General features: G+C 74.0%; 16 protein-coding genes. 10 read left to right on the plus strand and 6 right to left on the minus strand.

The window, feature by feature from the left end; translation table 11 throughout:
• Positions 1 to 133: 133 nt before the first annotated feature.
• Together CFP65_RS24345 and CFP65_RS24350 are read right to left on the minus strand one after the other, a co-directional pair.
• The gene (locus CFP65_RS24345) at positions 134 to 1,033 is read right to left on the minus strand and encodes an alpha/beta fold hydrolase (RefSeq protein WP_104818195.1); all 900 of its coding nucleotides are present in this window, start codon (positions 1,031 to 1,033) and stop codon (positions 134 to 136) included.
• 197 nt (positions 1,034 to 1,230) lie between these two features.
• Positions 1,231 to 3,867, minus strand: a complete 2,637-nt coding sequence (locus CFP65_RS24350; RefSeq protein WP_104818196.1) for a DEAD/DEAH box helicase — start codon at positions 3,865 to 3,867, stop codon at positions 1,231 to 1,233.
• 654 nt (positions 3,868 to 4,521) lie between these two features.
• Here CFP65_RS24350 and CFP65_RS24355 point away from each other — a divergent pair.
• Positions 4,522 to 5,265 carry a ferritin-like fold-containing protein gene (locus tag CFP65_RS24355; protein WP_104818197.1) on the plus strand — a complete coding sequence of 248 codons (744 nt, stop codon included), beginning with the start codon at positions 4,522 to 4,524 and terminating at the stop codon, positions 5,263 to 5,265.
• Positions 5,266 to 5,373: 108 nt separating this feature from the next.
• Here the strand turns inward: CFP65_RS24355 and CFP65_RS39840 are convergent, their stop codons facing one another.
• The 3 genes from CFP65_RS39840 to CFP65_RS24365 all read right to left on the minus strand — a co-directional run bounded on the left by CFP65_RS39840 (position 5,374) and on the right by CFP65_RS24365 (position 6,827).
• The gene (locus CFP65_RS39840) at positions 5,374 to 5,655 is read right to left on the minus strand and encodes a hypothetical protein (protein ID WP_168219565.1); all 282 of its coding nucleotides are present in this window, start codon (positions 5,653 to 5,655) and stop codon (positions 5,374 to 5,376) included.
• 133 nt (positions 5,656 to 5,788) lie between these two features.
• The gene (locus CFP65_RS24360) at positions 5,789 to 6,016 is read right to left on the minus strand and encodes a DUF3107 domain-containing protein (protein WP_104818198.1); all 228 of its coding nucleotides are present in this window, start codon (positions 6,014 to 6,016) and stop codon (positions 5,789 to 5,791) included.
• 154 nt (positions 6,017 to 6,170) lie between these two features.
• A complete protein-coding gene (locus CFP65_RS24365; RefSeq protein ID WP_104818199.1) occupies positions 6,171 to 6,827 on the minus strand; it encodes a TetR/AcrR family transcriptional regulator in 657 nt (218 codons plus the stop codon).
• Positions 6,828 to 7,193: 366 nt separating this feature from the next.
• Between CFP65_RS24365 and CFP65_RS24370 the strand changes: the two genes are divergently transcribed.
• The 6 genes from CFP65_RS24370 to CFP65_RS24395 all read left to right on the plus strand — a co-directional run bounded on the left by CFP65_RS24370 (position 7,194) and on the right by CFP65_RS24395 (position 13,943).
• On the plus strand, positions 7,194 to 8,153 hold the full coding sequence (locus CFP65_RS24370; RefSeq protein WP_104818200.1) for an alpha/beta fold hydrolase: 960 nt from the start codon (positions 7,194 to 7,196) through the stop codon (positions 8,151 to 8,153).
• 254 nt (positions 8,154 to 8,407) lie between these two features.
• Positions 8,408 to 9,952, plus strand: a complete 1,545-nt coding sequence (locus tag CFP65_RS24375; protein ID WP_158702342.1) for a DUF3492 domain-containing protein — start codon at positions 8,408 to 8,410, stop codon at positions 9,950 to 9,952.
• Entirely contained in the window at positions 9,952 to 10,917 is a 966-nt protein-coding gene (locus CFP65_RS24380; RefSeq protein WP_104818202.1) for a hypothetical protein, read from the plus strand. The genes CFP65_RS24375 and CFP65_RS24380 overlap by 1 nt, the downstream gene beginning before the upstream one ends.
• 324 nt (positions 10,918 to 11,241) lie before the next feature.
• The gene (locus CFP65_RS24385) at positions 11,242 to 12,204 is read left to right on the plus strand and encodes an NAD(P)-dependent oxidoreductase (protein ID WP_104818203.1); all 963 of its coding nucleotides are present in this window, start codon (positions 11,242 to 11,244) and stop codon (positions 12,202 to 12,204) included.
• A 205-nt stretch (positions 12,205 to 12,409) separates the two neighbouring features.
• Positions 12,410 to 13,588, plus strand: a complete 1,179-nt coding sequence (gene moeZ, locus CFP65_RS24390) for an adenylyltransferase/sulfurtransferase MoeZ (protein ID WP_104818204.1) — start codon at positions 12,410 to 12,412, stop codon at positions 13,586 to 13,588.
• 79 nt (positions 13,589 to 13,667) lie between these two features.
• Positions 13,668 to 13,943, plus strand: coding sequence for a hypothetical protein (locus CFP65_RS24395; RefSeq protein ID WP_158702343.1), 276 nt, complete (start codon positions 13,668 to 13,670; stop codon positions 13,941 to 13,943).
• A gap of 3 nt (positions 13,944 to 13,946) precedes the next feature.
• Here CFP65_RS24395 and CFP65_RS24400 read toward each other — a convergent pair whose 3' ends face one another.
• Positions 13,947 to 16,673, minus strand: a complete 2,727-nt coding sequence (locus CFP65_RS24400; protein ID WP_254552541.1) for a lysylphosphatidylglycerol synthase transmembrane domain-containing protein — start codon at positions 16,671 to 16,673, stop codon at positions 13,947 to 13,949.
• Between the two features lie 167 nt (positions 16,674 to 16,840).
• On the opposite strand from CFP65_RS24400, the gene CFP65_RS24405 reads away from it, so the two are divergent.
• The 3 genes from CFP65_RS24405 (at position 16,841) to CFP65_RS24415 (ending at position 24,121) form a co-directional block, all read left to right on the plus strand.
• Positions 16,841 to 17,164 (plus strand): MGMT family protein, encoded by a 324-nt coding sequence (locus CFP65_RS24405; protein ID WP_104818206.1) that lies wholly within the window; start codon positions 16,841 to 16,843, stop codon positions 17,162 to 17,164.
• Between the two features lie 149 nt (positions 17,165 to 17,313).
• Positions 17,314 to 20,733 (plus strand): ATP-dependent DNA helicase, encoded by a 3,420-nt coding sequence (locus tag CFP65_RS24410; protein WP_104818207.1) that lies wholly within the window; start codon positions 17,314 to 17,316, stop codon positions 20,731 to 20,733.
• A 205-nt stretch (positions 20,734 to 20,938) separates the two neighbouring features.
• Complete coding sequence (locus CFP65_RS24415; RefSeq protein WP_104821087.1) at positions 20,939 to 24,121, plus strand: ATP-dependent DNA helicase; 3,183 nt, start codon at positions 20,939 to 20,941, stop codon at positions 24,119 to 24,121.
• Positions 24,122 to 24,182: the final 61 nt, after the last annotated feature.

A 24,182-nucleotide genomic window follows, 5' to 3' on the forward strand; every position in this document is an offset into this window, starting at 1 on the left:
CGGGGGCGCTGCTACGAATGATTCCCGGACAGAATCAAATATTACCCGAGCTAAAGATTTCTGTCCCGTGCTATGTCAAGTCGGCGTGATGTAGATCACAACTACTGGTGTACGGGAGGTTCAGTTGGGCGGTTCAGGCCCAGAAGGCGGCGAGTGCGGCGGCCGTGGCGGCGGGCTGCTCGGCGTTGGGGGAGTGGCCGGCGTCCGGCACGGTCACCCGGGCGGCGCCGAGGCGCTCGGCCATCGCGGTCTGCTCCTCGACCGGCCAGGCGTAGTCCCGCACGCCCGAGAGCACCAGCTTGGGCAGCGGCACGGCGGCCAGCTCGGCCACCCGGTCCGGGGCCGCGATCAGGTGGGCGCCCATGGCGGCCAGGGCCGTCGGCACGTTGGCCAGCCAGCGGCGGTGCAGGAAGGCGGCGATCTCGGCCCGCGGCCGGGTGGCGCCCGAACCCTCCTCCATCTGCTGCATCACCTGCCAGATGCTCTCCAGATCCATCGAACCGAGCGCGTCCACCAACAGCTTCGTCCGGGCCGCCTCGCCCGGCTCGATCGCACCCGGGCCGGTGGCGAGCAGGGTCAGCGAACGCCAGGGCAGCGCGGCCTCCGCGCCCTCCCGGGCGCCGGCCGCAGCGGCGAGTACGGCCTCGCGGACCACCTGGCCGCCGAAGGAGTGGCCGAGCAGGTGCAGCGGGCCGTCCCCGGCCAGGCCGGTCGCCGTTTCGGTGAGGGCCCCGGTCATCGCGAGCACGTCCTGGGCCAGCTCGGCGACGGCGTACGCGGCCGGGTCGGCCGGGCCACCGGACTCGTACTGGCCACGCTGGTCGACCGTCACCACCCGGTAGCCGGCCTCGGCGAGCGGGGCCAGCAGGGCGATGAAGTCCTCCTTGCTCCCGGTGAAGCCGGGCACCAGCAGCGCCGTCCCGCGCACGGCCCCGGCCGGCTCGGCCAGGTGCGCGGCGAACTCGCCCCGGGGGGTGGCCAGCCGCAGGGCCCGGGCGCAGCCGGGGAGGTTCAGGAAGGGCGGCGTGCTCATCGGGTCGGGCTCCTTCACCAGGCGTACGGGCTGGTCGGTCGGCTTCGACCGTGTCTGCATGTCTGAGTGCGTGCGGGTGTGCGTGCGGGTGCGGGTGCTGCATGCGGGCTGCGCTCCGTCCGCCGGAGGGCGGGGAACGCGGGACGGGCGGGCGGATCGTACCGATCCGCCCGCCCGTCCCGTCACTTGCTCGGTGCTCAGCTCTTCGCAGGGGCCTTGGCGGCGGTCTTGCGGGCGGCCGTCTTCTTGACCGGAGCCTCCGCCGGGGCGGTTGCGGCGGCCTTGCGGGCCCGGGGCGCCTTGGCCGGAGCCTCGGTGACCTCGGCCGTCTCGGCCTTGGGGGCGGCGGCCTTGCGGGTGCGCTTGGCCGGGGCCGGGATCTCGACCGTGGCCTCGGCGACGACGGCCTCGGCGGCCTTCTTGGCGGCCGTCTTGCGGGTGGTGGTCTTCTTGGCCGGGGCCTCGACGACCTCCGCGACAGCCTCCGCCTTGGGGGCGGCGGCCTTGCGGGTGCGCTTGACGGGGGCGGCCTCGGTGGCCTCGGCCACGACGGCCTCGGCGGCCTTCTTGGCGGCGGTCTTGCGAGCAGCGGTCTTCTTGACCGGAGCCTCGACGATGACCTCCGCGACGGCCTCCACGACCTCGGCCTTGGGGGCGGCGGCCTTGCGGGTGCGCTTGGCCGGGGCCGGGATCTCGACCGTGGCCTCCGCGACCTTCTTGGCGGCGGTCTTGCGAGCAGCGGTCTTCTTGACCGGAGCCTCGACGACGACCTCCGCGACGACCTCCACGACCTCGGCCTTGGGGGCGGCGGCCTTGCGGGTGCGCTTGGCCGGGGCGGCCTCGGTGGCCTCGGCCACGACGGCCTCGGCGACCTTCTTGGCGGCCGTCTTGCGAGCAGCGGTCTTCTTGACCGGAGCCTCGACGACGGCCTCCGCGACGACCTCCAAGACCTCCGCCTTGGGCGCGGCGGTCTTGGGGGCGGCAGCCTTGCGGCTGCGCGGCGCGGGCACCTCGGCGACCACGGCGGCCTCGGTCTCGACCGGGGCGGTGGTGGTGGCAGCGGCGGCGGCCTTGCGGGTGCGGGTGCGCTTGGCCGGCGCCGGGACCTCGACGGTCTCGACGACAGCGGCGGCGACCGCGACGGGCGCGGCGGCCGGCGCAGCCGGGGCGGTCTCCACCGGGGCGACCGGGGCGGCCGTGGCGGTCTCGACGGCGGCCGTCGGCTGACCGGCCGAGCGACCGCGCCGCGAGCGGCTGCGGCGGCTGGGGGCCGCCTCGCCGGCGGCCGGGGCCTCCATGGCCGGAGCCGGGGCGGGGGCCTCGGTGGTGGCCGGGGCCTCGACCGCCTGGTTCGCGGCGGCCGCAGCGGCGGAGCCGCCACGGTTGCGACGGCGACGGCGACGCGGGGCCGCCTCGCCCTCGGCGGCCGGACCGGTCAGCGGAGCCTCGGTGGCCGGGGCCTCGACGGCCGGGTTCGCGGCGGAGGAACCACCACGGGTGCGACGGCGCTCGCGCGGCGGGCGGGCCGGACGCTGCTCGGCGGTACGGGCACCGGGGCCCGCCTCGCCACGGCCGCCGCGCTCGCCACCGCGACCACCACGGTCACGGTCACGGTCGCGACCGCCACGGCCACCGCGGCCGCCGGTCTCGCCCAGGTCCTCGAGGGTCTCGGCGCCGAGACCGGCGCGGGTGCGCTCGGACCGCGGCAGGACGCCCTTGGTGCCCGGGGCGATCTTCAGCAGCTCGTAGAAGTGCGGGGAGGTCGAGTAGGTCTCCTCGGGCTCGTTGAAGTTGAGCTCGAGCGCCTTGTTGATGAGCTGCCAGCGCGGGATGTCGTCCCAGTCGACCAGCGTCACGGCGGTGCCGGAGGCGCCGGCGCGGCCGGTGCGGCCGATCCGGTGCAGGTAGGTCTTCTCGTCCTCGGTGCACTGGTAGTTGACGACGTGCGTGACGCCCTCGACGTCGATGCCACGGGCGGCGACGTCGGTGCAGACCAGCACGTCCACCTTGCCGGAGCGGAAGGCCCGCAGGGCCTGCTCGCGGGCACCCTGGCCGAGGTCGCCGTGCACGGCGCCGGCCGCGAAGCCGCGCTGGGTCAGCTGGTCGGCCACGTCGGCGGCGGTGCGCTTGGTGCGGCAGAAGATCATCGCCAGCCCGCGGCCCTCGGCCTGCAGGATGCGGGCGACCATCTCGACCTTGTCGAGCGAGTGCGCACGGAAGACGTGCTGCTCGATGTTGGCCACGGTGTGGCCGGTGTCGTCCGGCGCGGCGGCGCGGATGTGGGTCGGCTGGCTCATGTAGCGGCGGGCGAGGCTGATGACCTGGCCCGGCATGGTGGCCGAGAAGAGCAGGGTCTGCCGCTTGGCGGGCAGCATGGTGATGATCTTCTCGACGTCGGGCAGGAAGCCCAGGTCGAGCATCTCGTCGGCCTCGTCGAGGACGAGCGCACGGACCTTCGACAGGTTGAGCTTGCGCTGGCCGGCCAGGTCGAGCAGGCGGCCGGGGGTGCCGACGATGATGTCGACGCCCTTCTGCAGCGCCTCGACCTGCGGCTCGTATGCCCGGCCGCCGTAGATGGCGAGCACGCGGACGTTGCGGACCTTGCCCGCGGTCTGGAGGTCGTTGGTGACCTGGGTGCAGAGTTCACGGGTGGGCACCACGATGAGCGCCTGCGGGTGGTCGCTCAGCTGGTCCTCGGTGGCCCGGCCGGCGTCGATGTCGGCGCGCACGACGACCCGCTCGATCAGCGGGAGGCCGAAGCCGAGGGTCTTGCCGGTGCCGGTCTTCGCCTGGCCGATGACGTCGTGGCCGGTCAGCGCGACCGGCAGCGTCATCTCCTGGATCGGGAAGGGGTGGACGATGCCGACGGCCTCCAGAGCCTCGGCGGTCTCCGGGAGGATCCCGAGCTCTCGGAAGGTGGTCTTCGGGGTGTCAACGGTGGTGGACAGGGTGCTGCCTCTTCCATGTGGATGGGACCGAGAGCGAGAGGGCGGCGGGCAGCCAGCATCCTGCGTGCGGGCCGGACCGGCCCTGCGGAAACTGGACGCACACCGCGCCGGCCCCTGCGGCCTGCCCGTCACGGCCGGCCCTGAGGGAGGGCGCGTCGTGCGGCGGCGTGGGGGAGGATCCCTGCGGGGCCATGCGCGGGACCTTCGCCGACGGAAGCGGCGCGGTCCGCGGCGACCTTCGCTCGGCCACTGATGCGGTGCCACGGCCCGAAGTCCGGGCCGAGGTCGGAGCCGATCGGGTCTCCGACCGGGCATCCGCGTACGTGAGGCCGATGCCGTACGGAGCGGTAACACCCCGTCTGGGTACATCGGGCCTCACTACCACCATACAGTCAGGCGGCGACTCGAACACGTGACGCGTCTTACTCCGTGGGGGCAGACCCACGAGGACCACCTGGGCAGCGGTGCTCCGGGCCGCCGCGGAGACCGTCGCAGGGGCTCGCGCGGGCAGGGGGGCGGGAGGGTCTAGGGTGGCGAACCATGGACACTCAGGACGGGACCGCTCAGAACGGTCAGGGCGGTCAGGACGGGACCTCGATCGGCGACTGGACCAGCGCGGCGGCCGACCCCGGCTACCGCGCGGCGGTGCTGGACCTGCTCGGCGCCCTCGCCTACGGCGAGCTGAGCGCCTTCGAGCGGCTCGCGGAGGACGCCAAGATGGCGCCCGGACTGCCGGACAAGGCCGCGCTGGCCCGGGTGGCCTCGGCCGAGTTCCAGCACTACCAGCTGCTGCACGACCGCCTGACCGAGGTGGGCGCGGACCCGACCGAGGTGATGACCCCCTTCGTCGAGCCGCTGGAGTCCTTCCACCGGATGACCGCCCCGGCCGACTGGCTGGAGGGCCTGGTCAAGGCGTACGTGGGCGACGCGATCGCCACCGACTTCTACCGCGAGGTCGCCGTCCGGCTGGACGACGACACCCGGGAGCTGGTGCTCCGGGTGATGGCGGACACCGGGCACGCCGAGTTCGCGGTGGACCGGGTGCGGCAGGCCATCGCCGAGGACCCCCGGGTCGGCGGGCGGCTCGCTCTCTGGGGCCGCCGCCTGATGGGCGAGGCGCTCAGCCAGGCCCAGCGGGTGGTCGCCGAGCGCGACGCGCTCTCCAACCTGCTGGTGGGCGGGGCCCAGGTCCAGGGCTTCGACCTGGTCGAGGTCGGCAAGATGTTCAACCGGATCACCGAGGCGCACACCAAGCGGATGGCGGTGCTCGGGCTCGCCTCCTGAGGCGGCCGGGCGTTGTACGGGCGGTTGTACGGGCGGTTGTGCAAGCGGTTGTAGGAGTGCTTGCGTGAGTGCTTGCACAACGACTTGTACAACCACTTGTGCAACCGCTTACGCGTGGCGGTGGCGGCCGCGCGGGCGGCGGTCGGCCAGGTCCGGGCGGGCCAGGACGGAGACCAGGGCGACGGCCCCGAGCAGGGCGATCGCCAGGGAGATGCCGGGCAGGCGGCCGTCCAGCGCGTAGCGGCTGATCAGGCCGCCGAGCAGGGCTGCCACCAGGCCGGTGGCGACGGTCAGGGTGCGCGGGGCCCGGTACCAGCCGGGCAGCAGTGCGAGCGCGCCGACCCCGACGGCCAGACCGATCAGGGCGAAGGCGATCGTCTCGACGGGCACGGTGACCTCCCGAGCTGCGGCGTTTCCTGACCAGAGCCCTACCGCGTACCCGGGCCCGGCAAACGCGACCGCCCCGGACCTCGTCAAGAGGCCCGGGGCGGTGCTCGCCGCCGTCGGTGACGGCGGGAGGTGCTCAGAGGGTGCCGAAGCCCACCTTGCGCACGCTCGGCTCGCCGATCTCCACGTACGCCAGGCGCTCGGCCGGGACGATCACACGGCGGCCGTGCTCGTCGGTCAGCGAGAAGACCTTGGCCGAACCGGCCAGTGCATCGGCGACGGCCTTCTCGATCTCCTCCGCGGTCTGCGTGCTGTCGAGAACGATCTCGCGAGGCGCGTGCTGCACGCCGATCTTGACCTCCACGGCTTCCGTCCCTCCGGGTTGCTGAGCTCCGATGCGCGACCGCTCCTGAACTGCTGTTCGTGGGCGGCTGCGCCGTACGGCTTCACCATAGAGCACCCGGATGGCCCGGCGGCGGAGCTCCGGAGATCGATGCGGAGATCGGTACGGGGAGCGGCTACTCGCCCGCGGCGTCCGCGGCGGCGTCGGTCGGGTGCATCGGGAAGCCCTTGAGCCCGCGCCAGGCCAGGCTGGCGACCAGCCGGACGGCCTCGTCGCGCGGGATGTCCAGACCCTGCGAGAGCCAGTACCGGGCGGTGATCTGGGCCATTCCGCAGACGCCGGCGGCGAGCAGCTTGGACTCGTGCTCGGGCAGGTCGGTGTCCTCGGCGATCACCTTGCTGACCAGCGTCGCGCTGGCGTCCGAGGCGCGCTCGACCCGCTCGCGGACGGCCGGCTCGTTCGTCAGGTCCGACTCGAAGACCAGGCGGAAGGCGCCGGACTCGCTGGAGACGTAGTTGAAGTACGCGTCCATCGTCGCGGCCACGCGCATCTTGTTGTCGCTGGTGGCGGAGAGCGCGTCGCGGACGGCGTCCACCAGGGCGTCGCAGTGCTTGTCGAGCAGCGCGAGGTAGAGCTCCAGCTTGCCGGGGAAGTGCTGGTACAGCACGGGCTTGCTGACCCCGGCGCGGTCGGCGATGTCGTCCATGGCCGCAGCGTGGTAACCCTGGGCGACGAACACCTCCTGCGCGGCCCCGAGCAGTTGTTCGCGGCGGGCGCTTCGCGGCAGGCGGGCACCGCGCGGGCGCTCCTGCGCCTCCTGGATGGCCGTCACGGGCGCTCCTCACTTCACGGTCAGCGGACTGGCAAGGTGGTTGATTCTACTTTTGGGTAACTGGATCTGCGCCGGTCGAAGGCGAGAAAAGCCCCGGAAGCCCTTGTCGGGTGCTCACAATACGGGTCTGACCTGCACTGTCCATAGGGCGAGACGCTGCGGGGAACGGGCCCGGGAGGGGCCCGTACATGCTCGGTACGTGCTCAGCGCGTGCTCCTGAGCCTGCTCCGGGCCTGCCTCGGGCCTGCCTCGGACCTGCCTCGGACCTGCATCGGGCCTGCTGGGTAGCCCTGCCGGGCAGGGTGTCCGGGCCTGGTGGGCAGGGGGCTGGGGCCCGGCGGGGTGTCCTCACTACCATCGTCCCTCATGAGCACTGAGCAGCGGGCGACGGCCCCGGCCGAGCCCCTCCCGACCGCCGTGGACCTCCCCGATGCCGTGGGGCCGGACCGGATGGTGACCGTGCCCGGGGCGGTGCTCGCCGTGACCGGGCCGGCGGCGGGGAGCGAGGGGCTGCCGCCCGCGCTGTTCGTGCACGGGCTCGGCGGGTCCGGGGACAACTGGACGGAGCTGATGGCCGAGCTGGCCGACACCGTCTCCGGCGAGGCGGTGGACCTGCCGGGCTTCGGCTGGTCCGAGCCGCCGCTGGACGGGGACCACTCGCTCTCCGGCCACGTCCGGGCCGTGATCGGTTACCTGGAGGCCTCCGGCCGGGGCCCGGTGCACCTGTTCGGCAACTCGCTGGGCGGCGCGGTGGCCGTTCGGCTGGCTGCCCTGCGGCCGGACCTGGTCCGCAGCCTCACCCTGATCTCCCCGGCCCTGCCCGAGCTGCCGCCCCAGCGCACCGCCTGGCCCACCGGCCTGCTCGCCGTGCCCGGCGTCCCGGCCCTGCTCCAGCGCGCCGCCGCCTCCGGCTCCGGGGCTGCGGGTGCGGCCGAGGTCGAGTCCGCCACCGCGCGGCTGCTCGACCTGGTCTACGGGGACGCCGCAGCCATCCCGGCCGAGAAGCGGGCCAGGGCGGTGGCCGAGTACCGGCGGCGGGCCGCCCTGCCGCACGCGATGGCCGCGCTGGTCGGCAGCGCGCGCGGCATCGTCTCCGCCTACACCCAGCGGGGCGACCAGGCGCTGTGGCGCCAGGCGGCGCAGGTCCGGGTGCCGGTGCTGCTGGTCTACGGGCTCAAGGACAAGTTGGTGTCGTACCGGTCGGCGCGACGGGCCTGTGCGGCGTTCGCCGACGCCCGGTTGCTGGTGCTGCCGGAGTCGGGGCACGTGGCGATGATGGAGCACCCAGTGCAGGTCGCCCGCGCCGTGCGGGAGCTCGTCGCCTAGGGGCGTGGCCCCCAGCAGTGCTGAAAGTTACGCGAGTTCACTCGTTCAGGTGGCTACCAGGCACGTGACCGATGAGGGGTCGGCCGGGCGCTCTACCTTCGTGGGTGTCGGACCGAACACGTGTGGGGGGAGCGCACGAGCCGGTGCCTTCCTCCGTTGAGTCGCGCGCGGGGCCGACGCCACAGCCGACCAGGCTCCTGCCGTTCTGCGGCCGCCCCCTGGTCCATCGAACCCGCTCAGCTCTGGAGGTCGTCGTGCGCATCGCACTGCTCACCGAGGGCGTCCACCCGTACGCACAGCGTGCCGGTGGCGGCTGGTGCAGGCGACTGGTCGAGGGGCTCGCCGAACACGAGTTCCAGCTGCACCTGCTGGCCGGGGACGGTGGCGGGTCCGGTGGCGGGGGTGGTGCGGGGGAGGGGCCCGCGACCTATGGGCCGGCGACGTACGAACTGGCGATGTGGGGGCGGCGGCCGGCCGGACGGGGGCCGGCGGCGCACCGGCGGCGGGCGTACGTGCGGGCGTACCGGGAGTTGGTCCGGGCGCTGGTGCTGCCGGGGGAGCGGGGCTCGTTCGCCTCCGGGCTGTACCGGCTGGCGGAGCTGACCCGGCAGGACGGGGCGCTGCCGGCCTTCCTCGCCTCGGGGCACGCGCAGCGGGTGCTGGAGCGGGAGTGGCGGGCGCCGGGGGCGGACACCGCCGCCGGGCAGCCGCTGGTGCGGGACGTGCTGGTCGCGGGCGACCTGCTGGAGCAGTGCCTGCGGCCGCTCTCGGCGCCCTGGTACGGGCCGGGGCCCGGGCGGCTCGGGGCGGTCGACCTCTGCCACGTGGTCGGCGGCGGGCCGGCGGCGCTGCCGGCACTGGTCGCCAAGCGGCTGCACGGGGTGCCGTTCGTGGTCACCGAACACGGGCTGCACCTGCGCGAGCAGTACCGGAGCTACCGCAGCGCCCCGTACCGCTGGCCGGTCCGCGCGCTGCTGCTGAGCTTCTTCCGGCTGCTCACCGAGGAGACCTACCGGGAGGCGGCAGTGCTCACGCCCGGCAGCGCCTACGACCAGCAGTGGCAGCAGCGCTGCGGGGCCGACCCGGCGCGGACCAGAGTGGTGCACGAGGGTACGGAGGCCGTCGGGCGGGAGGCGGCCGGGGTCGAGCCCGAGCAGCCGGTGCTGGTCTGGGCGGGCGCGCTGGAGCCGGGGCGGGACGCCGACCTGATGCTGCACGCCTACGCCCGGGTGCGGGCCGAACTGCCGGGGGCGCGGCTGCTGGTGTACGGGGAGGAGAGTGCCCCGGGCTACCTGGACCACTGCAAGGCGATAGCGGAGCGGCTCGAACTCGGGGAGGGCGTCCGGTTCGCCGGGCTGCCGGAGAGCACGGCGCAGGCCTGGGCCGCCGGGACGGTGGTGGTCTTCACCGGGCTGACCCAGCGCAGCCCGCGGCTGCTGGCCGACGCGATGCTCAGCGGCCGGGCGGTGATCAGCACCGAGGTGGGGGTGGCCCGCGAGGTGGTCGGGCCCAGCGGGCTGCTGGTGCCGCCCCGGGATCCGGCCGCGCTGGCCGGGGCCTGCCTAGCGCTGCTGCGCGACGAGGAGCGCCGGGCCCGGTTCGGGCTGGCCGGTCGGCTGCGGGCGCAGGAGCGTTTCGCCGTGGCCCCGGTGGTCACCGCCTTCCGCGAGATCTACCTCGAACTCGTCTCGCACTGGCCGGCCTTCCCGGCCGTGGACGGCGCCGACGGCGGTGTGCCGCGCCCCTTCGCCCGCCCCGCCGAGTACTGGGTGGCGGGTGCGATGGCGGAGGCCCACTGATGCCGCACCACCAGGCGGGGGAGCCGACCGGCGGGGCTACCGGGGCTACCGGGGTGATGGGTGTCGCCGGAGCGGTGGGTGCTGCTGCGGTGCCGGGTGCGGCCGAGGGTGCTGCTGCGGCCGTGGGGGAGTCGGCTGCGGGGGAGCCGGTGGTGGGGGATCCGGTGCGGGAGCTGATGGTGCGGCACCGGGTGGTGTGTGAGCAGGCGGTGGATCCGTTGGAGATCGCGGCGGCGCTGGAGGACTCCGGGCTGGGGCAGGCGGAGGTGGGGCGGTACCGGCACGCGGACGTGTTCGGGCTGGCGGAGGAGCTGTTCGCGCGGGTGCCGAGGGCGCCGAGGGTGTCGCGCGAGCGGGGGGACGCCGGGGTGGCCGGGCGGGAGCGGTCGGCCTTCGGCTGGGTGGGGTGGGGGCAGGTGGTGGCGGGGCTGGCGCTGGCGGTGCCGCTCTGGGAGGCCGAACCGGGGCTCGGGGCGGCGGCGGCCGAGGGCGTGGTGATGGCCGAGGTGGTCGGGGGCTGGCTGGACCGGGTGGCCCGGGGGCACCTGGGGCAGGCCGGGACGATCGCCGAGTACCGGGGGCGGATGCGGCCGGTCCTGCCGGTCGCGGCGCTGCTCCAGGTGGCGATGGTGCTGCTGCTCGGGTTCCTGGGCACGGTGCTGTCGGCGGGGGAGGGGCCAGGCGGGCTGCTGCACCGGGCGGTGGCCCAGGCAGGGGTGGGGTGGTGGGGCACCTTGGCTGTGCTCGGGGTGCTCCAACTGTTCGCCGTCACGCTGCGGCGGCGGGGGCGGCCGATGGCGGCCCTGGCGGCGCCGCTGCTCGCGTTGGCGGTCGCGGCGGCCGGGGTGGCGGTGGGCGGGCCACCGGGGACGGCTCTGCGGTTCGGCGGCGGAGCGGTGGCGGTGGTGGTGCTGCCGTACGCGTGGGTGCTGCTCGGGCGGCCGGCGTTGGCGGAGCCCACCTGAATGTTCGCCCGCACGCAAAGTTGCCCAGCGCACAAAGTTGCCCAGCGCGTAAAGGTGCTCGGCGCGTAAAGGTGCCGACCGCCCAAAGTTGCCGACCAGGTAAAGGTGCCCAGCACGCAAAGGTGCCCCCGAGGAACAGGTACCCCCGTGGAACAGGTACCCCCGACGAAAAAGTGCCCCCGATAGACAGGTGCCACGAAAGCAAAGTTAGCCCCACTGAAAAGTTCGTACGAACGTAAAAATAGGCCATGGGCAAAGATGCGCCGGGCCTCACCCGTTACCCGCCCGGCCCGAACGGGCGGGCTTCGTGGAAGGACGCTCCCGATGAGGGTGCTGCTGCTGGGCGCCGACGGCTTCATCGGCCGTCGGGTCGCCGACCGCCTGCTGGCCGACCAGGACCTCGCGGTCACGGTGCTCGGCCGACGCGATTCGGCCGACATCCGTTTCGACCTCACCGCCGGCAGCCCGGGTGCGCTCGCCCGGTTCCTGGACGCGGCCGCCCCTCAGGTGGTGATCAACTGCGCCGGCGTCACCTATGGCACCTCCCGCGCGCTGATCAAGGCGAACACGCTCGCCGTCGCCACCGTCTGCGAGGCGATCCGTCGCAGCCGGGAGCCCGCCCGGCTGGTGCACGTCGGTTCGGCCGCCGAGTACGGTCCGATGCCCGCCGGGGTGCCGATCCCCGAGACCGCCGAACCGAGGCCGGTCGGCCCGTACGGGGTCTCCAAGCTGGCCGGGACGGAGTTGGTGATCACCTCCGGGCTGGACGCCGCCGTGCTCCGGGTCTTCGACGTGGTGGGCCCCGGGGCGCCGACCGCTTCGCTGTTCGGGCGGCTGGCCGAGGGCCTGCGGCGGGCCCTCGAACACCACGAGCGGGTGGTGCGGATGCCGGACCTGTCCGGATTCCGGGATTTCGTGGACGTGCGGGACGTCGCCCGGGCGATCCAGGCCGCCGCCGTCTCCGCCGCGACGGGCGTGATCAACGTGGGCAGCGGCCACGCCGTCCGGGCCAGGGACGCCGCGCAGCTGCTGGTCCGGGCCTCCGGCTTCGAGGGCACCATCAGCGAGGATGCCCGCCAGGTGCTGGTGCCCAGCCAGGTGGTGACCGACCTGCACCGGGGTGTCGAGCAGCCGCCCCGGGTGATCGAGCCGAGGGCGGTGGTGGAGCCGGTGCAGTGGCGGCAGGCCGATGTCCGGACCGCCCGGGATCGTCTCGGATGGCGGACGCAGGTCCCGCTGGAGGAGTCCCTGGGCGACGTCTGGCTGGAGACGGCCTGTCGGGTCTGACGGACACCGGAGTGTCCGTGAGGGGCGTGGGAAGCGCTCAACCAGGGGTTTCCAGGGGTGGCGCACCTGTTTCGTCAGATCCCATCATCCGGCGTCAGGTGTCTCGTAGTTCGGACGTGCTGTCTCGGAATAGCCCGCCCGCGTGACACTGTTGGCTTAGCTGGTAATTCGAAACGCCATCGATCTGACGACCATCGGAGCCCCCGTGTCGCTGCCACCCCTGGTCGAGCCCGCCGCCGAGCTCACCATCGACGAGGTTCGCCGGTACTCCCGCCACCTGATCATCCCGGACGTGGGGATGGCCGGGCAGAAGCGGCTGAAGAACGCCAAGGTGCTGTGCGTCGGCGCCGGCGGCCTGGGTTCGCCTGCCCTGATGTACCTCGCCGCCGCCGGTGTGGGCACGCTGGGCATCGTCGAGTTCGACGTCGTGGACGAGTCGAACCTCCAGCGCCAGATCATCCACGGCCAGTCCGACATCGGCCGCTCCAAGGGCGAGTCCGCGCGCGACTCGGTCAAGGAGATCAACCCGTACATCAACGTGGTGCTGCACGAGGAGCGCCTCGACAACTCCAACGTCATGGAGATCTTCTCCGGCTACGACCTGATCGTGGACGGCACCGACAACTTCGCCACCCGGTACCTGGTGAACGACGCCGCGGTGCTGCTCGGCAAGCCGTACGTGTGGGGTTCGATCTACCGCTTCGACGGCCAGGCCAGCGTGTTCTGGGCCGAGCACGGCCCCTGCTACCGCTGCCTCTACCCGGAGGCCCCGCCGCCGGGCATGGTCCCCTCCTGCGCCGAGGGCGGCGTGCTGGGCGTGCTCTGCGCCTCGATCGGCTCGATCCAGGTCACCGAGGCCATCAAGCTGCTCGCCGGCGTCGGCGAGCCGCTGGTCGGCCGTCTGATGATCTACGACGCCCTGGAGATGAACTACCGCCAGGTGAAGGTCCGCAAGGACCCGAACTGCGTGCTCTGCGGCGAGAACCCGACCGTCACCGAGCTCATCGACTACGAGGCGTTCTGCGGCGTCATCTCGGAGGAGGCCCAGGAGGCCGTCGCCGGTTCGACGATCACCTCGAAGCAGCTCAAGGAGTGGCTGGACGACGAGGAGGACATCTTCCTGATCGACGTCCGCGAGCCCAACGAGTACGAGATCGTCAACATCCCGGGCGCCGTGCTCATCCCCAAGGACCAGTTCCTGATGGGCAACGCCCTGGAGCGCATGCCCCAGGACAGGAAGATCGTCCTGCACTGCAAGACCGGCGTCCGTTCGGCCGAGGTCCTCGCCGTCCTCAAGTCCGCCGGCTTCGCCGACGCCGTCCACCTGGGCGGCGGCGTGATCGGCTGGGTCAACCAGATCGAGCCGCACAAGCCGGTGTACTAGGCACCAGCCAGCTGTGGAACGGCCCGCCGGGAAGCCCCCGGCGGGCCGTTCCGCGTCGGTGGGGAGGGAGGGGACGAGCGTGGTGTCGTTGTACGTCCACGAGATCCGGAGCCGGACCGAGGCCGACGCGGACATCGTCGTGCGATGCATGGAGGGGCCCGTCCAGGTCGGTGCTCGGTTCGACCGGTTCAGCGGCGTGGACCGGGCCGTCGACCTGGAGCTGATCCGGATCTTCGCCTTCCATCGCCCGGTCGAGTGGCTGGACCCGGTGCACACCGGGCTGGTCACCCTCGGGGGTGCGGACGTGCGTCGGCTGGCGCCGGGGCAGACCGTCCGGGGGACCAACCCCGGTTGAGGGTCAGAGCGCGCCCTTGCGCTGCAGCACGTTGTAGCAGACCCAGCCCGGGATGACCGGCAGCCAGAAGGTGAGGGCGCGGTAGAGGAAGACGGCGGGGGTGGCGGCGGCGGCCGGGACGCCGGAGAGGGTGAGGGCGCCGACGAGGGCGGCCTCGACCGGGCCGATGCCGCCCGGGGTGGGGATGGCGGAGCCGGCGGCGTTGGCGGTGAGGAAGACGACGGCGACGGCGGAGAAGCTCATGGAGCCGCCGAAGGCCTGGATGGAGGCGTCGAGGCAGGCGGTGAAGCTCAGGGTGAGCAGCAGGATGCCGCCGAAGCCGGTGAACAGCTTGCTGGGGGTCTGCATCAGGTCGAGCATGCGCGGGACGACGCCGAAGAAGAGTGAGCGGACCCGGGTGACCACGAAGCGCCGCAGCGGGCCGACCGCTGCGACCACCAGCGAGAGCACGGCGGCCGTGAGCACCCCGATGATCACGGCGCGGGAGGCGCCGAGGTCGCCGTTGGTCTGGGTGCCGGTGATCAGGCCGAAGCAGAACAGCAGCAGCAGGTGGCCGCCGAGCCCGGCGAGCTGGGAGGCGCCCACGCTGGCCGCCGCCTGGCCGGGCCGGATGCCCGCCTTCTGGAGGTAGCGGGTGTTGAGCGCGATGCCGCCGATCGCGGCGGGCGCGACCAGCTTGACGAAGGAGCCCGCCACCTGGGCCGCGACGGTGCGGCGGAAGGGCAGCCGCTCCGGCACGAAGCCGGTGAGGCTCATCGAGGCGGCGATGTAGGTGACGGCGGCGGCGGCCAGGGCGGCCGCGGCCCAGGCCCAGTTCATGTGGGAGAGCTTGAGCTGGGCCGGCTGGATGGTGGTGAGCGCGAGGTAGGCCGCGAAGGCCAGCGCGATCACGGTGATCAGGGTCTTGGGCTTGAGCCGTTCCAGCTTCTCCGGGGCCAGCGGGGCCTCCGGGGCGATCTGCAGGATCTGGCCGCGGATCCGGCTGAGCAGGTCCTCGCCCGCCGTCGCGATGTCCTCCTCGGCCTGCTGCTGGGTGCGCTCGCCGGAGGCGACCTGCTCCAGCGCGAGGGCCTGGGCGGCGGCCTTGCGCTCCTTGGTCTGTCTGGCCAGGTCACCCCTGGTCTGCCGGCTGAGCCCGACCGGCTGGAGCAGCGGCAGCGAGCCGGCCACCCGTTCGGCGCCGAGCACCGCGTTGGCGGTGGCCACGGCCCGTTCGGGCCCGACCCGCAGCGCGAAGGTGGTGAGCAGCTGGGCGAGGTCGATCCGCAGGGTCAGGTCGCCGGCCGCGATGTCGCCGCCGGAGAGGTTGACCAGGCAGCCGGTCTTGTCGTCCACCACCAGCAGGGATTCGCCGGTGAGGCGGCGGTGGGCGATCCGGCGGTCGTGCAGCCGGCCCACCGACTCCCAGAGCGAGGCCATCACCTGGTCGGTGATCTCCCCGTCGCCCAACTCGTCCAGGGTGCGGCCGGGCACCTGCTCGTAGACCAGGATCGCGGCGTCCGGCCCGAGCTCGGAGGTGGCCACCAGCTGCGGCGCCCGGGCGCCGGAGGCGGCGGCCGCGTACGCGATCAGCGCCTCCTGCTCCAGTGCCTGGCGCAGCGACTGCGGGCTGCGCCGGACGGCCACCGAGCGCAGCCGCAGGCGGCGCCAGGCGCGGTAGAAGAAGCCGGAGGCCTGCTGCTCGCGGTCGATGATGTGGACGTCCAGCGGCGGGCCGTCCTGCTGCTCGACGTAGTAGCGGCGGGTGCCGCCGGGCGCGTCGGGGGCGCGGTGCGCCCCGGCCGGGGCGAAGCCGACCTTGCGCAGGCCGGTCATCAGGTGGCTGCCGGTCGGCCGGATGTTGGGCGAGCCGATCGCGTACAGGGTGCCGTACGCCACCGACCAGCCGATCAGCACGGTGAGGATGAGCGAGAGCAGCGTGGTGTACCCGCTGACCAGCTCGGTCAGCCCGCTGAGGACGACCACCACCCAGAGCGCGACCCGCCAGCGCGGTCTGCTCGACATGCCGACGGCCGTCATGTAGGCGATCACCGGTGCGAGGTACCCGTGGACCGGGTCGGTCAGGGTCTGGCCGCCGTCCGGCGGCAGCTGGGTCAGCGCGTCCCGGATGGCCATCGGCGCGCCCGCCGCGACCCACCAGTCCACGCCCAGCGAGACCCCGTACGCGAGCACGGAGGCGAGCACGCCGTCCGCGACCCGCAGGCCGTCCCGCTTTATCAGCCGCTCGACCGCGAAGGCCAGCGGTACGCCGAGCACGGCCACGCTGGAGACCAGCGCGGCGACGGTGCTCAGCACGCCCGGGATGCGGTGGGCGTTGGTGGAGATGTCGTTCTCCAGGCCCGAGGTGGTGGAGACCGCGAAGCGGGCGACCAGGAAGAGCGCGATGATGCCGAGCAGGCCGGCGACGAAGCGGATCAGGTCGGAGGGCCGGTGCGCGCGGGCGGCGAGCAGCGGCTCGTCGACGGCGAGGTCGTCGCCGGCGTACGGGTCGAGCCCGTCCCACGCTGCCGATGCTTCGGGGCGGGACGGAGGCTCGGGGTGCTTCGTCAAGTCCAGGTGTGGTTCCGGTGCGGGCTCCGGGCCCGGGCCGGCTGGTGGGTGGTCGGCCGCCACGCCCTGCTCCCCCTCGTGCGGTGCTTCCTGCGGTTCGTGGTGTTCGGGCTGGTGCCCGGGGTCGCCGACGGGAGGCTGGGCACCCTCGTCCGCTGCCACGTCTGCCGTCCCGGTCATCTGGTCTTGTCCTCGTATCACCACTCACCGCCCCGAAGATGGTGGCATGCTCCGGCCGCCCGTGCTGGACAGGGGGCGCACCGGGCGCGGCGAATCCCCCGCACGGCGTCCTGGAACACCGCCGGACGAGGAACGGATGGCGGAACCTATGAGTAAGAATCGCGCACATGACGCAGAGCACGGGTGAGGCACCACCGCCCTATGTCGAATCGGTTCTCGACCTGACCGAGCGTATTCCCCCGGGCCGGGTGATGACCTACGGCGACGTGGCCGAGTACCTCGGGCAGGGCGGCCCTCGGCAGGTCGGGCGGGTGATGGCGATGTACGGCGGCGGCGTGCCCTGGTGGCGGGTGATCCGGGCGGACGGCCGCCCGCTGCCCGGCCACGAGGACCGCGCGCTGGCCAACTACCGGGTCGAGGGCACCCCGCTGCGGCTGGTCGGCGGCGTCCCCCGGGTCGACCTGCGGCAGGCCCGCTGGGACGGGAGCTAGCCGGAAGTCGGCCGGGAGTCGGTCGGGAGCCGGCCGGGGGCGCGTCGGCGAGGGGTGTGCGCCCCCGGCGGGTGGGAAGCGGATGCGGGTGCGGGGTGGGCGGGGCAGGATCGTAGGCTCGATGTTCCATCCCCAGCCTGAGGACGTCGGTGACTTCCCCCTTCCGCCTGGTGCGCAGCCCCCTGGCCCTGCCCGCCCCGCCCGTACTGGACGAGTACCAACGGGCGGTGGCCGAGCACGCGGGCGGCCCGCTGCTGGTGCTGGCCGGGCCCGGGACGGGGAAGACCACCACCCTGGTGGAGTCGGTGGCCCGGCGGATCGAGCGGGGGACGGACCCGGAGCGGATCCTGGTGCTCACCTTCAGCCGCAAGGCGGCGATGGAGCTGCGGGACCGGATGACGGCCCGGCTCGGGGTGGGCGACGTCGTTGCGCCCACCCCGCAGGCCACGACTTTTCATTCGTTCTGCTACGCCCTGCTGCGCGAGCACCAGACGCCGGAGGAGTACGCGGAGCCGCTGCGGCTGCTGTCCGGGCCCGAGCAGGACGTGATGGTGCGCGAGCTGCTGGCGGGCGGGGCGGAGGACGCCCGGGACGGGGTCGGGCGGATCGCCTGGCCGTTGGACCTGCGGGCCTGCCTGACCACGCGCGGGTTCGCCGACGAGGTGCGAGCGGTGCTGGCGCGCAGCCGGGAGCTGGGCCTGGGCGAGGCGGAGCTGGGCCGGTTCGCGGCCGGGGTGCAGCGGCCGGACTGGGCCGCCGCCGCGCTCTTCCTGGCCGAGTACCTGGACGTGCTCGACCTGCGGGGCGTGCTCGACTACGCGGAGCTGGTGCACCGGGCCGTGCTGCTGGCCGAGCGGGCCGAGGTCGGGGCCGCGCTGCGGGAGCGCTACGAGGCCGTGTACGTGGACGAGTACCAGGACACCGACCCCTCGCAGGTGCGGCTGCTGCGGGCGCTGGCGGGCGGCGGCCGGGACCTGGTCGCGGTCGGCGACCCGGACCAGTCGATCTACGCGTTCCGGGGTGCCGACATCAACGGCATCCTCGACTTCCCGCAGGCCTTCCCGCAGGCGGACGGGCGGCCGGCCGAGGTGAAGGTGCTGCGGGTCTCGCGGCGCTCGGGCGCGGTGCTGCTGGCCGCCACGCGGGAGCTGGCGCGGCGGATGCCGATGGGTCGGCTGCCGGCCGGGAAGCTGGCGGAGCACCGGGCGCTGCTGCCCGCCCGGGAGGGCGGGCAGGCGGAGGTGTACACCTACCCCACGCCCGGGGCGGAGCTGGATTCGGTGGCGGACCTGCTGCGGCGGGCCCACCTGGAGGACGGGGTGCCGTGGGGGGAGATGGCGGTGCTGGTCCGCGCCGGGGCGCGGTCGATTCCGGGCGTGCGGCGGGCGCTGGGCGCGGCGGGGGTGCCGCTGGAGATCGACGGTGACGATCTGCCGCTGCGCGAGGAGCCGGGGGTGGCGCCGCTGCTGCTCGCCCTGCGGGTCTGCGCGGGGCCGGCCGCGCTGTGCGACGCGGAGACGGCGCGGACGCTGCTGACCGGGCCGCTGGGCGGGTTGGACGGGGCGGACCTGCGGCGGCTGGGGCGGGCGTTGCGGGAGGAGGAGCGGCGGCACCTGCGGGGTGCCTCCGGCGGTGAGCTCGCCGATTCCGAGCTGCGCGAGGAGGGCGGGGGTGTGGTTGGTGAGGCGGCTGCGGGCTCTGAGCTTCCGCTGCGCGCAGTTCCCCGCGCCCCCATTGAGCCCGCCTTCGGCGAGGCCCCTCGCGGTGCTGTGGTGGTCCGTAGCGCTGAGGAGCTGATCCGGGAGGCGTTGGCGGAGCCGGAGCGGTTGGTGGCGTTCGAGCTGGGGGCGGCTCGGCGGGTTTACGAGGTGGGGGTGCTGCTGCGGAAGGTCAGGGAGTTGCTGGCCGGGGGCGGTGGGGCCGAGGAGGCGCTGTGGGAGCTGTGGGACGGGAGCCGGCGGTGGCGGGAGCGGTTGGAGCGGGCGGCGCTGCGGGGTGGGGCGGCCGGGCGTAACGCGGATCGGGATCTGGACGCGCTCTGTGCGCTGTTCGAGACGGCCGCGCGGGCCGAGGAGCAGGTGGCGGGGCACCGGGGGGCGTTGGAGTTCCTGGCGGAGCTGGAGGCCCAGGACATCGCGGCGGACACGCTGACGGTGCGGGCGGTGCGGCCGGAGGCGGTGCGGTTGATGACGGCGCACCGGTCGAAGGGTCTTGAGTGGCGGGTGGTGGTGGTCGCGGGGGTGCAGGAGGGGCTCTGGCCCGACCTGCGGCGCCGCGGTTCGCTGCTGGAGGCGGACCGGATCGGACGGGACGGGCTGGCCGAGCCGCTCTCGCCGGCGGCGCTGCTGGGGGAGGAACGGCGGCTGTTCTACACCGCGGCGACCCGGGCCAAGGAGCGGCTGATCGTCACGGCGGTGAAGGCGCCGGCCGAGGACGGGGACGAGCCCTCGCGGTTCCTGCGCGAGCTCTACCGGGAGGAGCTGGACCCACGGACCGGGAAGGTGACGGCCCGGCGGCCGCAGGTGACCGTCGAGGACGTGACGCACCGGCCGCGCAGGCCGCTCGCGGTGGCCGCGCTGGTGGCGGAGCTGCGCGCGGTCACGGTGGATCCGGGCCGTAGCCCCGAGCTGCGGCGGGCCGCCGCCGAGCGGTTGGCGCAGCTGGCCGAGGCGCGGGACGAGGACGGGGTGCCGCTGGTGCCCGCCGCGCACCCGGACCGGTGGTGGGGGCTGGTGGACCGCACGGAGGCGAGTGAGCCGCTGCGGCAGCCGGACGTGCCGGTGCGGCTCTCCGGGAGCGGGCTGGAGCAGCTGGAGGGCTGCTCGCTGCAGTGGTTCCTGGACAAGGACGTGAAGGCGGCCACCACCACGACCGCCGCCCAGGGTTTCGGGAACGTGGTGCACGCGCTGGCCGACGAGGTCGGCTCGGGGCGGACGCCGGCCGACCTGGCGGTGCTGATGGCGCGGCTGGACACGGTCTGGGACGCGCTGGCCTTCGACGCGCCGTGGAAGTCACGGCAGGAGAAGGAGCAGGCGCGGGCCGCGCTGGAGCGGTTCCTGCACTGGCACGTGCTGGAGCGCGGCCGCACCACGGTGGCCACCGAGCAGGGTTTCGACCTGACCATCCCGGTGGGGGAGGTGGAGATCCGGATCCGGGGTTCGATGGACCGGGTGGAGCGGGACGAGGCCGGCCGGGCGTACGTGGTGGACTTCAAGACCGGCAAGCAGCTGCCCACGGACAAGTCGATGCCGCGGCACCGGCAGTTGGCGGTCTACCAACTCGCGGTGGAGCACGGGGCGTTGGCCGATCTGCCGGGCTTCGAGGAGGGCGCCGTCGCGGGCGGGGCCGAGCTGGTGCACCTGCGCGAGCCGGCGAAGGGCGCGCCGGAGGAGCCGAAGGTCCAGCACCAAGGCCCGGCCACCGAGCCCTGGGTCTCCGATCTGCTCGCGGAGGCGGCGGGCAAGGTGCTGGCGGAGCGGTTCGTCCCGACCACGGGCGAGGGCTGCGCGAGGTGTGCGTTCCGCAGCAGCTGCTCGGCGCAGCGGGACGGCCGTCAGATCATCGACTAGATCCAGCTGCACTATCAGGGGCGCGGGGAACGGCGCGGCCAGCCCGGCGCCGCCGACCAGTCGAGATGCCCGGTTCAGTTGCACTATCGGGGTGCAGGGCTGGGGCGTGATCAAGGCTCTACGGAGCTGGGTGGCTGGTCGCGCAGTCCCCCGCGCCCCTGATGGTTGTCCGCCGCTGTCATCGAGAACGATTAGGTTGGTGGACGTGTCCGCCGTCCTCACTGACCCCGCCCAGCTCAAGGAGCTGCTCGGCATTCCGTTCAACCGGGAGCAGATGGCGGCGATCGGGGCGCCGCTGGAGCCGGCGGTGATCGTGGCGGGGGCCGGGTCGGGGAAGACCACGGTGATGGCCGCGCGGGTGGTGTGGCTGGTCGGGTCGGGGGCGGTGGGGCCGGAGCAGGTGCTGGGGCTGACCTTCACCAACAAGGCGGCGGGGGAGCTCGCTGAGCGGGTGCGCTCGGCGCTGGTGCGGGCGCGGGTGCTGGATCCGGCGGAGGAGAGCCTGGGGGAGCCGGAGATCTCCACGTACCACGCCTTCGCCGGGCGGCTGCTCAAGGAGCACGGTCTGCGGATCGGGATCGAGCCGGACACCCGGCTGCTCGCGGACGCGACCAGGTTCCAGCTGGCGGCTAAGGTGCTGCGCTCGGCGCAGGGGCCGTTCCCCGGGCTGACCGGGGCGTTCTCGGGGCTGGTGGCGGATCTGATCGCGCTGGACGGGGAGCTGGCGGAGCACCTGGTGGAGCCCGAGGAGCTGCGGGCCTTCGACACGGCGCTGCTCGACCAGCTGGCCACGGCCAAGCTGGGCAACGAGGACCTGCGGGCGCTGCCGGTGACGGCCCGGGCCCGGTTGGAGCTGCTGGAGCTGGTGGAGGAGTACCGGCGGCGCAAGGCCAGGGCCGGGCTGATGGACTTCGGCGACCAGATCGCGGCCTCGGCCCGGCTGGCGCAGCGGCGCAAGGAGGTCGGGGAGCTGCTGCGCGCGCAGTACCGGGTGGTGCTGCTGGACGAGTACCAGGACACCTCGGTCGCGCAGCGGCTGATGCTCGCGGGGCTGTACGGCGGCGGCACGGGCCACCCGGTCACGGCGGTGGGCGACCCGTGCCAGGCGATCTACGGCTGGCGCGGGGCCTCGGTGGCCAACCTGGACGACTTCCCCCGGCACTTCCCGCGGGCCGGGGGCGCCCCGGCGGCCCGGTACGCGCTGAGCGAGAACCGCCGCAGCGGCGGCCGGCTGCTGGCCTTCGCCAACCACCTGGCGGCGCCGCTGCGGGCGATGCACGAAGGGGTGGAGGCGCTGCGCCCCGCGCCGGGGGCCGAGCAGGAGGGGTTCGTCCGCTGCGCGCTGCTGCCCACCCACGCGGAGGAGATCGACTGGCTGGCGGATTCGATCGCGCACCTGGTGCGCACCGGCACCGCCCCGGGGCGGATCGCGGTGCTCTGCCGGGGCGGCGGGGCCTTCCCGGACATCCACGCGGCGCTGGTGGCCCGGCAGGTGCCGGTGGAGGTGGTGGGCCTGGGCGGGCTGCTCCAACTGCCCGAGGTGGCCGACCTGGTGGCGGTCTGCGAGGTGCTGCAGGACCCGACGGCCAACGCCGCGCTGGTGCGGCTGCTGATCGGGCCGCGCTGGCGGATCGGCCCGCGTGACCTGGCGCTGCTCGGGCGGCGGGCCGCCGAGCAGGTGCGGACGGGGCGGCCCGAGGGCGCGGACGCGCTGGCGGCGGCGGTGGCCGAGACCGACCCGACCGAGATCGTCTCGCTGGCGGACGCGCTGGAGACCTTTCTGGAGCGCGAGCAGCCGGACGAGCTGCCGTTCTCGGCCGAGGCGCGGGTGCGGTTCGCCCGGCTGGCGCAGGAGTTGCGGGAGCTGCGCCGGGTGCTGGCCGAGCCGCTGATGGACGTGCTCCACCGGGTGCTGGCGGTGACGGGCCTGGAGGTGGAGCTCTCGGCCTCGCCGCTGGCGCTGGCGGCCCGGCGGCGGGAGACGCTGCACGGCTTCCTTGACGTGGCCGCCTCCTTCGCCGATCTGGACGGCGACCCGGGGCTGAGCGCCTTCCTGGCCTTCCTGCGGGCGGCGCAGGAGTACGAGCGGGGCCTGGACAGCAGCCTGCCCGGCGGGGAGGACACCGTGAAGGTGCTCACCGCGCACAAGTCCAAGGGCCTGGAGTGGGACGTGGTCGCGGTGCCCGGCCTGGTCAAGGGCGGCTTCCCGACCGACAAGGGCCGGGAGCGGTGGACCAGCACCAAGCGGGTGCTGCCGCACGCGCTGCGCGGCGACGCGGCCACGCTGCCGGAGCTGGCCGAGTGGGAGCCCAAGCCGATGGCGGCGTTCAAGAAGGAGATGGCCGAGCACGCCAAGGTCGAGGAGCTGCGGCTGGGGTACGTGGCCTTCACCCGGCCGCGCTCGCTGCTGCTGGCCTCCGGCCACTGGTGGGGGCCGAGCCAGAAGCGCCGCCGGGGCCCGTCCGCGTTCCTGACCGAGCTGCGGCTGCACGCCGAGCGGCCGGGCTGCGGCGAGGTGGAGGCGTGGGCCGAGCCGCCGCTGCCGGAGGCGGAGAACCCGGCGCTCACCGAGCAGGTCGAGACGCCCTGGCCGCTGCCGCTGGACCCGGCGGCGCAGGCCGCCCGGCGGCGGGTGGCCGAGGTGGTGCGCGGGCGCCTGGACGGGGTGCCGGCTGCCGAGCCGGAGCCGATGGCGCCGGAGGACGAGCGCCAGGTGGCCTCCTGGGACCGGGACCTGTCGGCGCTGCTGGGCGAGCTGGCCCGCTCGCGGCGGGCCGTGCGCGAGGTGCCGCTGCCGCCCTCGCTCTCGGCCACCCAGCTGCTGCGGGTGGCGGCCGACCCGGACGGCTTCGCCCGGGAGCTGGCCCGCCCGATGCCGCGCCCGCCGCAGCCGGCCGCCCGCCGGGGCACCCGCTTCCACGCCTGGGTGCAGGCCAGGTTCGAGCAGCGCTCGCTGCTGGACGTGCTGGAGCTGCCCGGCTTCGACGAGGACGGCATCGAGGACGAGCGCGACCTGGAGCGGCTCAAGGAGGCCTTCCTGCGCAGCCCGTACGCGGGCCGGCGGCCGTACCGGGTCGAGGCGCCGTTCCAGCTGGTGCTCGGGGGGCGGGTGGTGCGCGGCCGGATCGATGCGGTCTACCGGGAGAGTGACGGTGGCTCAGGGTCACCGCGCTACGAGGTGGTCGACTGGAAGACCCACCGGGAGGAGACGGCGGACGCGCTGCAACTGGCCGTCTACCGGCTGGCCTGGGCCGAGGCGGCCGGGGTCGAGCCGGAGCAGGTCACGGCCTCGTTCCTGTACGTCCGCAGCGGGCGGGTGGAAAGACCGTCAGGACTTCCCGGCCGAAAAGAGTTGACCAGGCTTCTGATCGGGAATAGTGAAGAATGAGTCACGCAGAGCATCCAAGTCGTCACAGCGTCGCGCGAAACCTGTGCACAGTGCACTTTTC

Source organism: Kitasatospora sp. MMS16-BH015 (assembly GCF_002943525.1).
Classification (GTDB): domain Bacteria; phylum Actinomycetota; class Actinomycetes; order Streptomycetales; family Streptomycetaceae; genus Kitasatospora.